Annotated in this window: 4 protein-coding genes; 2 read left to right on the top strand and 2 right to left on the bottom strand. The window is 45.7% G+C overall.

Annotated features, from left to right (window positions below):
- Together AAC147_RS18840 and AAC147_RS18835 are read right to left on the bottom strand one after the other, a co-directional pair.
- Positions 1-8,299 (bottom strand): amino acid adenylation domain-containing protein (locus tag AAC147_RS18840; protein WP_156115396.1); only part of this gene is annotated, 8,299 nt, incomplete at its 3' end.
- Between the two features lie 552 nt (positions 8,300-8,851).
- Positions 8,852-9,673 (bottom strand): intradiol ring-cleavage dioxygenase, encoded by an 822-nt coding sequence (locus tag AAC147_RS18835; RefSeq protein ID WP_047683785.1) that lies wholly within the window; start codon positions 9,671-9,673, stop codon positions 8,852-8,854.
- Between the two features lie 787 nt (positions 9,674-10,460).
- Between AAC147_RS18835 and AAC147_RS18830 the strand changes: the two genes are divergently transcribed.
- Positions 10,461-11,408 (top strand): LysR family transcriptional regulator, encoded by a 948-nt coding sequence (locus AAC147_RS18830; RefSeq protein ID WP_052189653.1) that lies wholly within the window; start codon positions 10,461-10,463, stop codon positions 11,406-11,408.
- A gap of 239 nt (positions 11,409-11,647) precedes the next feature.
- Positions 11,648-12,547, top strand: coding sequence for a YadA-like family protein (locus tag AAC147_RS18825; protein WP_052189649.1), 900 nt, complete (start codon positions 11,648-11,650; stop codon positions 12,545-12,547).
- Positions 12,548-12,609: the final 62 nt, after the last annotated feature.

Below are 12,609 nucleotides of genomic sequence, written 5' to 3'. Positions count from 1 at the left end.
CAAGCATAGACGTCAACCGCCCCGTGGGATAGGTGGGGTCAAGCGGTACATAGGCACCGCCGGCCTTGAGGATAGCCAGTAAACCCACCACCATCTCCGGGCTGCGTTCGACACAAATTGCCACCCGGTCATCGGGCCGTACGCCTAATTCAATCAGGTAGTGCGCCAGACGGTTGGCGCGGAGATTAAGTTCACCATAGCTGATAGTTTGTTCTTCAAACATGACGGCAATGGCATCGGGATGATGCGCGGCTTGCGCCTCGAATAATTGATGGATCAGCGCGTTCTGTGGGAAAACGGTCTGAGTGGCGTTAAAGTCCACTAATAGTTGTTGACGCTCTGTCGGAGGTAAGACGGGTACATCCCGAATCAACTGCTGCGGATTGCAGTGCAACGCTTCGACCAGACCGCTGATGGTGGTAGCCAGGTAATGGGTAACACGAGCTGGATCGATACTTGTCACAGTCTGGGCAGTCAGGCGGAAATTGGTTCCCAGATCATCCACGGATAAAGTGACAGGGTAGTTAGTCCGCTCTCCTATGGTGACGAGACGTATACCTGTCTGGTGAGGCCCAATCATGTCAGATCCATTGGCCTGGCTGTGACGATAATTGAGCAAGGTGCTGAACAATGGCATTGGCAGTGTAACACCGCTGCAACGTTGTGCCAGCACCAATGGCGCTTGTTCATGCTCCAAGAGTGTCGTCAGGCTGTGGTAAGCTGCCTGTATAACTTCCTGCACACTGCGATCTGTCAGAGAGATCCGCACGGGAAGGGTATTAATAAACATACCCAGTGTTCGGGCCGTGCCAACACCGCCTGATAATCTGCCCAGTAACACGGAACCAAAGACCACATCATCGCAACCGCTGATTTGTGCCAACACCTGCGCCCAGGCTGCATGGAACAATACTCCCGGACTGACGCCCAGACTACGAGCTTGAGTGCGGATCGCTTCTGCCAGAGTCGGTTCGAGCAGAAGTTGGGCTTCGATAATCGGTTCATTATCATTCTGCATTGAAAGCACCCCGAACGGTGCGGTCGGTGTGTCAATATCAGCAAGTTGGGTGCGGAAATAGGCTTCGTGTACCGTAGCTGGGACGCTCAGGGTTTGAGCAATAAAATTGCGATAAGGTAGTGCCGCGGGTAACGCCTCGGCATGGCCCTGTTGTATTTGGGTAATCTCGGCAAAAATCAGCGCCAGTGTCATATGGTCGCAGACCAGATGGTGGAAACGCAGCGCCAGCAACCATTCTTCCTGTGCCGGATCGTAGGCGATATCTGTGGCAAACAGGGGGGCACGGCTCAGGTCGAGACGATTACAACGCTGGTCAGTGTGGGCCAGTAACTGAGTTGGAACGTCTTCTGCTGTGGCCGGAGTGAAACTGTTAACGTGCAATGGTGCTTTGCGCCAAACTACCTGAACAGGTTTCTCTAGTCCTTGCCAGTAGGCGGCAGTACGCAGAATATCATGGCGATCAATAACTTGTTGCAGAGCGACAAGGAAGGTATCGAGACGTTCACGGTTGTCAAAGGCCAGCAGGCTCAATAACAGATAAGTATCGCCTTGTTCCTGCAATAGATAATGGAACAAGATACCTTCCTGTAGCGGTGCCAACGGATAGATATCCTGTACATTACTCACTCCGCCAGGGGTTGCCTCAATGATGGCATCAATCTCTGTCTGGGACAGCGCAACCAATGGCAACATATCGGGCGTGATGTGAGTACTGTGTGCGGGGATACAGTTAGGTGGCACAGCAAACGTTTCAGTGTCCCCCTGAATAGCCTGTGCCATTTCGTTCAGGATCGGCGTAGAGAATATACTGCGTACATCAAGTTGCCAGCCGAGATCATATAGTCGTTCGATCAGACTAACAATCATCAGTGAATGCCCGCCCAGTTCAAAGAAATGGTCATGACGACCCACTTGTTCCACTCCCAACAACTCTTGCCAAATTTCAGCCAGCGTGATTTCGATTTCACCGACCGGAATTTCATAGCCGCGAGCAACCACAGCGGATACATCCGGTTCAGGCAGTGCCTGATGGTCAAGTTTGCCGTTGGGCGTCAACGGAAAAGTTTCAAGTATGACAAAAGCACTGGGCAGCATGTATTCAGCGAGCTGCCGGGCAAGTTGTTGACGTAGATTGGCGGGAGACAGTTCAATACCCTCTAAAGGCCGGACATAGGCAACCAGACGTTTCTCGCCAGTAAGATTTTCGTGGGAAATATTTTCTTCATCGGAAATATATTCACGTGCCAAGACCACGGCTTCACGTACCCCGTGACATTGCATCAATTTGGCTTCAATTTCGCCTGGCTCAATACGGAAACCGCGCAGTTTGATCTGAAAATCATTGCGACCAAGGTATTCAATATGACCATCGGGCAGCCAGCGGCCGAGATCGCCGGTTTTGTACATACGGGCGTCTGATACAGGAGAAAACGGGTCAGCCAGAAAACGTTCCGCCGTCAATTCGGGGAGATTCAGATAGCCACGGGCAACACCCGCACCGGCAATATGGATTTCCCCCGTCACACCGAGAGGCACCGGTTGACCGTGGCGGTCAAGGATATAGATCTGGGTGTTGGCGATTGGGCGGCCGATATGGCTGACAAAACCTGCCGTCCGGCTCATCCGTGTCCAGGTTGAATAAGTCGTCGTCTCGGAGGGGCCATACAGGTTACAGACGTTTTGTACGGATGAGCGGGCAAACAAATGCTCAACGACATGAGGTTTCAATGCTTCACCGGCTAAATTGACCGTCTGGGTAGTCATAGGCACGGCATTGACTTCAAGCAAGTGCGAAATGGCGGAAGGCACCGTGTTGATCAGGCTGATGGGATGTTCAGTTGTGACCAGTGACAGCACATCAGAAACAAGATGAACCGTACCGCCAGAAATAAGCGGAGCAAAGCATTCGTACACCGCCAGATCAAAATTCAGCGAAGTGGCAAAAAGCGTGTGTGATAATTCTTCCCGGCCAAAAGTCCGTTGTGCCCAGGTCAGGAAATTGATTGTATTACAGTGAGTGATCGCCACACCTTTCGGCTGGCCGGTAGAACCGGAAGTGTAAATCACATAGGCCAGATGACGTGATGTTAATCCTAACGCGTGTACATCCAGATTGTGGGTAGGTTGTGACGTCAGGAAGGCTTCTTGGTCATCAAGTATTACCGTAGGTACTGGGGTATTTAGTTTTTCGACGAGTGTTGTTTGAGTCAGCAAAGCTATCGGCTTAGCATCTTCCAGCATATAAGCCAGTCGTTCACTAGGATAGGCCGGATCAAGCGGAACATAGGCACCACCGGCTTTCAGGATAGCAAGTAAACCCACTACCATATTCAGATTGCGCTCAACACAGATGGCGACCCGATCATCAGGCTGTATCCCCTGTGCAATCAGATGGTGAGCCAGTCGATTGGCCCGGTAATTCAGTTCATCATAACTCAGCGATTGATCTCCACATACCACAGCCGTTGCATCGGGAGTGCGGGTAACTTGTGTTTCAACCAGTTGGTGAATCAAAGCATCCTGTGGGAAATCTGCTTTTGTAGCGTTGAACTCCACCAGAAGTTGTTGTCGTTCTGTTTCTGGCAGCATCGGCAGAGTGGCAATACGTTGAGTTTCATCGGCCACCATTGCCGTCAGTATATGGGTTAAATAGCCAACCATGCGCTCGACAGTCGCACAATCAAACAAATCCGCAGCATATTCCAGTCCACCAGTCAGGCCGGCGTCAGTTTCAATCAACAAAAGCATCAAATCAAAGTGCGCGCTATGACTTGTCTGCTCAATCCGAGCGATCTGTAAACCGGACGATGTTTGATTCCGGGCGGGAGTATTGTCTAAGGCCAGCATTACCTGAAAAATCGGGCTGTAGCTCAGGCTGCGCTCAGGTTGCAACGCTTCTACCACCTGCTCAAAAGGCAAATCTTGATGGGCATAGGCAGCAAGTGCTCGCTCACGAACCTGTGTAAGCAGATCGGTTACGCTGGCAGAATCATCCAGTGTGATACGCAAGGCCAGTGTATTGACAAAGAAACCGATTAAACCTTCCAGTTCACTGTGCGGACGATTGGCAACCGGGGTGCCGATAACAATATCATCCTGACCACTTAACCGGGCAAGTACGATACTCCAGGCCGCCAGTATAGTCATAAACAAAGTCGTGTGATGACGTTGTCCAACGGCTTTCAGTGATGCCAATAAAGTAGCATCAAGATGGAAAGGCACCTGACTGCCGGTATAAGTCTGTACTGGCGGGCGTGGTCGGTCAGTGGGAAGTGACAGCAAGGCCGGGGCTCCTGCAAGTTGCTTCTGCCAGAAATCACGTTGTTCAGGGAGTGTCGTTGCCTGCAAACAATCACGTTGCCAAACGGCATAATCGGCATATTGAATGGTCAATGGTGGCAATGGATCGCCTTGACCATTGAGGGCGACATGATAGAGCACATCCAATTCGTGCTCCAGTACACCTATAGACCAACCGTCAGCAATAATATGGTGCAGGGTAAGCAGCAACATATGGGTCTGGTCCGTCAGTTGCAACAGTTGAACGCGGAGTAAAGGGCTTTGACTGAAGTCAAAAGGTGTCTGCGCTTCAATAGCGGTAAGATCAGCGATGTGTTGAGTGTGGGCGTCTGGAGTCAATGAACGCAGATCCTGATAAGACAGAGCAACGCTGCTATCGGCGGGATTATTGATGTACTGATAGGGCTGCCCTTCAATCAGGATGAAACGGGTGCGCAGGCTCTCATGACGGACAATCAGGCGTTCGAATGCAACGATGAGAGCTTGTTGGTTAAGTTGTCCCGTCAGACGCAGTAACACCGGAATATGGTAAGCCAGACTGGCAGCAGGATCGAGCTGACTAAGGAACCACAACCGTTGTTGGGCGAAAGAGAGCGGAAATGGACGGCTGCGATCATCAATGGCAGGAATAACAATCTGAGTAGTGACCAACGCGCTGGTAAGCGTCTGAGCCAAGTCTGCTAATAGTGGTTGGGCAAAAAGTTGTTGTAGTGATAATTCCCGCCCCAATACCTGACGCACACGTGCAGCAAGCTGAACGGCAAACAATGAATGCCCCCCCAGTTCAAAAAAGTGGTCGTGACGACCAACCCGCTCAAGCCCAAGCAAGTCTTGCCATATCTGTGCCAGTCGCGTCTCGATTTCACCCATTGGCGCTTCATATCTGCGTGTCACCACAGCCGATGCATCAGGAACGGGAAGTGCACGACGGTCGAGTTTACCGTTGGGAGTTACAGGAAAAGCATCAAGCGTAACAAAGGCACTGGGTAGCATATAGTCGGCAAGATGCTGAGCCAATTGTTGACGCAGTTCTGCCGGGGTTGGTTTCGCGCCATCCAAAGGTCGCAGATAGGCAACCAGACGCTTGTGGTCTGGTTCATCTTCACGTAGAAGAACGACTGCTTCACGTATCCCGTGGCATTGTGCGAGTTGTGTTTCTATTTCACCAAGTTCGATACGGAAGCCACGCAATTTAACCTGAAAGTCATTACGACCGAGGTATTCAATGTTGCCATCGGGTAACCAGCGGCCAAGGTCGCCGGTTTTGTACATGCGCGCATCTGGTTTTGAAGAGAAAGGATTAATAAGGAAGCGTTCGGCAGTCAGTTCAGGACGATTCAGGTAGCCACGAGCCACACTGGTTCCGGCGATATGTATCTCACCAGTCACTCCGATGGGAACAGGCTGACCATATGGATCGAGAATATAGATCTGAATATTGGCGATTGGGCGGCCAATAGGGGGAAAAGTTGACCACTGTTCAACATCTTGGTCCAGTGTGTATGCCGTTACTACATGGCTTTCAGTCGGGCCATAGTGATTATGCAACTGGCATGATCCGGTACGCTGTATAAAGTGGCGAATGGCCGGTGTAATACGCAGTTGCTCGCCAGCAGTAATGATATGAGCCAGACAAGAAAAATCGCCTTCAATATGATTTGCCGCCTCGGCAAGGTGCTGTAGCGCAATATAAGGCAGGAAGATTCTGTTTATCTGTTTTTGCTGAATTAGGCGAAGGAATTGTTGAGGTTCTCGACGCATTTCTTCATTCATCAAGACCAAACATCCGCCTTCGCACAGAGTCGTAAATATTTCCTGGAAGGCAACATCAAATCCTGGCGCTGCAAATTGCAGTGTTCTACCGGGAGCTGTTTTATCAGAACCAAAGAGATGTGAAAAATTCTGGCGATGCCATTGTAACAAGTTAAACAAGGCTGCCAGAGACATTTCCACGCCCTTAGGCAATCCGGTAGAGCCTGAGGTATAGATAACATAGGCCAAATTGTGTGATGTCAATCCCAGTGATTGTGTGTCTGGATTGTGAGTGGGTTGTTCCTCCAGAAACGGGATTTGCGGGTCGAGGATGATTTGGTGTACAGATGTGCCGGGCATGACACTGCTTAGCATATCAGCAAGTGCGGTCTGGGTAAGCAAAGCCACTGGAGTCGCGTCTTCAAGCATATAGCGCAGACGTTCGGTCGGATAAGCAGGGTCCAGCGGCACATAGGCACCACCTGCCTTGAGGATGGCAAGCAAACCCACGACCATTTCCAGACTGCGTTCGACACAAATAGCGACTTTATCGTCCGGGCGCACGCCTAACGCAATCAGATAATGTGCCAGACGATTGGCACGGTGATTGAGTTCGTCATAACTCAGTGCCTGATCTTCAAATATCACGGCAGTTGCGTCAGGATGGTGTGCTACTTGCGTTTCAACCAGTTGATGGATCAGGGTGTCTTGCGGGAAGTTCACTTGAGTGGTATTGAAATTGACCAGCAGTTGGTTCTGTTCTGTCAGTGATAAAATCGGTAAATTTTGAATCAGGGTCTCTGTCGATGTAAGAGCGGCCTCTGTCAATACCGCAATACGGGATTGAAGTGCTATCACATCTGCCCGATTCAGGTAGTTGGTTGAGAAATTGAACTCAACCGTGACAGGTTGATTGGCATCCTCACAGCCAGCAAATGCGTATCGGCGAAGCATGATAAAGAGAGGGAATGGGGTGCCACGTTGTATTGCAGCGTATTGGAAAATAGTACCCGAATTAGTATCCGATGAATTAGTATCCGATATAGTAGTGCCTGATATAGTAGTGCCCGGCATGTTAGCGTTTGCTTCGAACAACTCAAATGACAATATGATATCGAATAACTGGGCGCGTCCTGTCTTTTGCTGGATTTGTGTATACCGGTTAATCTCTGCGATGGGTAAACGTTGACGTTTATAACAACGACGTAACTCCGCAGCGGCTTTGTGCATAACATCAAGAAAGGTGTCATGAGGTGTAATGGTTATACCAACAGGAATAACGGATGAAAACATTCCTACTGTGCGTTTTTGTTTAGCATTCCTGCGGTTATGCACCGGAACACCAATAACGATCTCCTCAGCATCGGTACTGTGTGAGAAATAGCGAGTGCGTGCGAAATAGCACGCCAGAATGGCATACATGAAATGTAAGACAGACAACCCATGCCTGGTCACCGTCTCTTCAATGCGCTGAAAAAGTCCGTTATCTAATTGCCAAAGTAAAGGCTCGGTTTGCCCATGAGAGGTGGTTTTCTCTGGATTTAACGGTTGGAGCAATGCGGGGGGTAAGTTCGCATAGCGTTCCAGCCAAAATTGCCGATCTTGCACATAACGTTGTGAGTCGAAATAGGCGTTATCTTCGGTAACAAAATCAAGATAAGAAGATGCAGGCTCGAATAGCTGTTCTCCCCGGATTAAACCGCCATAAATATAAGCAAGATCTTCAGGAATCAAGCCTAAACTTGTAGCATCCCCGATCAAATGATGGCAACAGAATTGCCAGTACCAGCGTGTATCGTTTACTCGTAGTAGTTCAGCACGCCACAGAGCGCCATTTAAATCGAACGGTTGCATGAAAGCTGCCCGGATATGTTGCGTGGCTTGGGCTTCTGCGTCGGTATGCTGTGAGAAATCGTGAATTGTCACAGAAATGGGCAAAGTTTCTGCAATTTCCTGAAGGGGTAACGCTTGGGTATTGATGAGTCGTAAACGTAATGCGTCATGACGATAAACAACAGTTTCAAAAGCACGCATTAACAGAGCTTCATCCAATTTTCCTTCAATGAGCACAACTGAACCAAGATTATAGCAGGGGTTATCAGGTCGGATAATTTGGTCAAGCCAGACGACTTGCTGAGTAGAACTGAGTGAAAATTGGCAAGAAGGTACAGAAGAATTCTCAAATGCAAGTGGCTTTTCGTTATTGATACGACTGCATGACATAGGCATTGCTTAACTCCTGCTAGTTAGGCTAATGATTCGGCTAATGGATTAAATGTGAGTTATCTGACGTTGTTACCCATTGAAGATATTTAAGAGTTACATTTTTCATAAAACAGATACTGTATTTTTTAAATTGCCATCCTAAAAGGGGGATACTTCATTTATTTTTGATATGAGTAATTAAAATTGCTGATGGTTTTTTCATGAGATGAATAGTGATGAGTAGTAATCAAATTTGCCTATGTAATTTTTTCTAATAAATAGGCCGATATTAATGAACTAAATTGGCTGGCGATAATAATATCACAATGCAATAAATCAAAATGAAACATCAATAATATTAATTGAAATGGTAGGTGTGAAATAGCAGGTGGGAAGCAACTTCCAGGAGATCAGCATCTTTTGTTTTCTGGTTCCATTTCTATGATAGGGAAAGAACAAGCATAGAATAAGTATGAGAAATAACAGGAGGGGTTTAATGCCTCTCCTGCATTTGCATTGGGTTAGGTGTATTAGGCTAGATATGATCTGTCAGTTTGTTGTCCTCGGTAATCACATTTATACCGTGTGTTTAGCCAAGTCTTTAGGGGTTATTTTCTTGGACACATTGTCTTTATTAATCGATAAGACTATCTTTCCATGTAATCCATCCAATAGATTATCCCCTATCTTTTTTACTGTTAAAATTGCAGCTCTATTTTTAACGCCAGAAAAGATGGAGTCATCTTCATTTTTAAGCCTATCAACATCCCTTGGAGAATACATATCATTCATCATGACTTCTTCAGATACATCCTCAGGGAAATAGAGTTGGCCTACAAAATAGAATTTATCTTCCTGTCTTTTTTGTACATTCGCCTTCCTTGCTGATAAATGGATATGTAAAGCTCTTCCCGCATAAAATCCAGGGAAAATGGTAGTGAACCTGACGATGCCTTCTTTATCAGTCCGTTGCGCCCCACGAAGGAATGTGCTTTCATCCGTTCTTGAAATCGTCCCTATACCACCAGATGGAGCCTCGATATCTGGGTTTATATATTTCCAACCTGAATACTTACCCATTGCATTACAATGCCATATATCAATAAAGATATCATTTAAAGGTTTGCAGGTGACAGAATCAATTATTTTCATTGTCAATAAAAGAGGTATTCCTGGTTCATCCTCTGTTATATTCCTTCTCAACAGTTTGTTATTTATAAAATAGGGGCCTGACATTTCCTCTGGGGTCATTTCACAGACGCCGATATTAATATCCTCCTCTCTTTTGGATTGGCTATTTGAAGAAGCAAGAGCGCCTGTTGGAATCAGCGGTAATAATGAGAATATTGCACCAGTAATACTCGCCTGTTTCAGAAAAAGTCTTCTTTCATTTTTCATAAAGTGGTTCCTTATATGTTATTTTCCTTATGTATTATTTAATAATATGATTTCATTCAAAGCCAGGTACGAGGTCAATGCAGGCGCTGAATGGCTATTAAACTGAAAAAGGGCAGCCAGCGCAAGTTGGTCATGTATTAAATAATTAGATACATATATTAAATATAGTTTATAGTTTTCACGCTTAATGAAAGTTCCTGTGACTTTATCGTGCATTCTTTCCGGCCTGAAAAAACAGAGGGTTTTTCAGTTCAACCGCTTGAGCCGAACTTAGGGAACCCGGTTAGCTCGCTCCTTATTCCCGCCTATGCCACCAGTCAGATTATCGGCAGAACAATAAACAGCGCCTCATTATCAGCTCGATGGGGGATTTTCGGTGTCCGGGGCCGCTGTACATTTCAGCCAAATGGCAATCACCTTTATCACTAAAATCAGGGTAAAGATTATTTAAAAACAGATAATTATATGGATGTTTTGCAAAGCTGAATACTAAGAACCAGTAAAATATAAGGTTAATTATTTCCGTTTAATGAAGAAAATTCATAACCGCTATCATTTTCCCGGTATTAATCAAAATTTATTAGGGTGTTAATCTTTAGCTACAACATGACGACTGCCTTTTTTCATTAGAGTTAATGGCAGCCATATTATTAGAGTTAATGGAAGTTATATTGATTAGCATCTCTTCGTACCCATTGCTGAACTTAACATATGTATCAAAACATATATATCAAAATGATCACGTTGTAACCGGATCACACTGATGGAAGAGAGGGGTATGAGTAAGATGCTGAAGGATAACTTTACGGCTATTTTTTATCTGATTGTCGTTGCGCATGAGAGAAGTTTCACTCGTGCTGCTGCAAAACTTGGACTCTCGCAATCTGCATTAAGCCATGCCATAAGGAGTCTGGAAGAACGACTGGATATTCGACTACTAGCCAGAACAACCCGCAGCGTGGTGCCCACTGAAGCGGGAGAAATGCTGATTAACAATATCAGCCCACATTTGAATGAAATTGAAAATGATCTCATCACACTGACGGATATGCGGGACCGGATTGCAGGTAATATCCGCATCACTCTGGGAGAACATGCGCTTCAGTCTACAGTGTGGCCATTATTGCAGCCTTTTGTGCGTGAATATCCCGATATTCATGTAGAGCTGTTTATGGACAACAGTATGACCGATATTATCAGCGGTCGTTTTGATGCGGGAGTACGTCTGGGGACGCTGGTAGCTAAAGATATGGTGGCTGTACGTATTGGCCCGGACTGGAGAGTGTGTGTCGTGGGAACGCCGGAATATTTTGCGGCTCACGGTAAACCGGAAACGCCGCTCGATTTGCAGAATCATAACTGTATCAATATTCGGCGGCCTACCTTAGGTGGTTTATATGCCTGGGAATTTTCTAAGGGCGGGCAACGAACGCGGGTACGGGTAAAAGGTCAGTTGACGTTTAATAATCTGGATCTTCGTATAGAAGCGGCTACTTTGGGGCTTGGGCTATCTATTGTTCCTGAAGACTCGGTAGAAAAACAAGTTGCTGAAGGGAAGTTAGTTAAAGTTTTAGAGGATTGGTGTGAACCTTTCCCAGGATATTTTCTTTATTATCCAAGCCGAAAACAACACACATCGGCTTTTGTAAAATTAATTGAGGCATTTCGTTATAAAGGTCAAAGTAAAAACGGCCTGAAAAAAAACTGTCTGGAATATCAAGAAATAGGAACATAGTTTTTATTATAAAGTCACTTATTTGTCCAAAATTATAAATGCACGGATATTAATCTAAAATCCATTTGGTATTTATTAACAAGAGAAGGAAGAATTTGTAATTAAAAAACCTAATGATTTATTTAAGAAAGATTAAGTTTATTAAAGAAGATAATTTAAGAATTAACAAAATGTAAGCCAATACATTTTGTTAGTAGTTCCACACACCAATCACTCATTAATAATGGGAAATTTTTAATATGTTTAATATGAAAACTACACCACGTAAATTAGCAATTTTGTCTGTTTTGATCTCCTCTGCATTATTATCTGAGACAGCAGCAGCTACAGCAAGTTCAAGTGGTACAACGTTTGTACAAGGAGCTGAAAAAAGTTCTGGCGGAACCTCAACAACAGAAGAGGTGTATACGAGAGCTCAGTCAGATATAGAGTTAGGTAAGAAGGCAAATGCGGCAGATGTGTACACGAAAGTTGAAGCAGATGCAGAGTTAACCAAGAAAGCAAATGCGACAGATGTGTACACGAAAGTTGAAGCAGATGCAGAATTAGCCAAGAAAGCAAATGCGGCAGATGTGTACACGAAAGATCAAGCAAATGCAGAATTAATCAAGAAAGCAAATGCGGCAGATGTGTACACTCAGAAACAAGTAAATGAAAAAATAGGAAATGTGAGAGCTGACTTGGAAGGTGCTCTGAAAGATGATGTGAAGAGGAACGTGGAACTATCAGTAGTAAAGGATGTGAAAACTGAGCTGAACAATGGTCTTCAAACTGAATCTAAAGAACGTATTTTAGGAGATAAAGAAACATTAAAGAACGCGAAGGATTATACTGATACGCGTTTCGGTGAACTACAATCATATACAGACCAAAAAGTTAATTATCTCGATAATAAAATTGACCGCATTGAAAAACGAGCTAATGCGGGTGTTGCCAGCGTAGCAGCAATGACCAATATTCCTTATAGCAATAATACCGGATTTAGTCTTGGTTTAGGTTTAGGCCAATATAGAAATGGCAGCGCTGTAGCTTTAGGTATCCAGGATAAATTAAATGAAAATGTCAGCCTCAGATTGTCAACCAGCTGGAATAATTCAGGTAGTCCAGTATTTGGCGCTGGTGTTGGTATAAGCTGGTAAGTTTTCTCTTCTGTTTGCTCTAATATAGAGTCAGTAAAAACATGAAGTAAGTACGCGAAATA

The organism is Xenorhabdus sp. NBAII XenSa04 (assembly GCF_963866145.1).
GTDB lineage: Bacteria > Pseudomonadota > Gammaproteobacteria > Enterobacterales > Enterobacteriaceae > Xenorhabdus > Xenorhabdus indica.
Note: the sequence above shows the minus strand (reverse complement) of the source record. Positions and strands in the feature narration are given on the sequence as shown.

Excerpts from the sequence above, each read along its gene's own strand:
- AAC147_RS18835 (WP_047683785.1), bottom strand. The coding sequence starts at position 9,673 with ATGAAAAATGAAAGAAGACTTTTTCTGAAACAGGCGAGTATTACTGGT.
- AAC147_RS18825 (WP_052189649.1), top strand. The coding sequence starts at position 11,648 with ATGTTTAATATGAAAACTACACCACGTAAATTAGCAATTTTGTCTGTT.
- AAC147_RS18830 (WP_052189653.1), top strand. The coding sequence starts at position 10,461 with ATGCTGAAGGATAACTTTACGGCTATTTTTTATCTGATTGTCGTTGCG.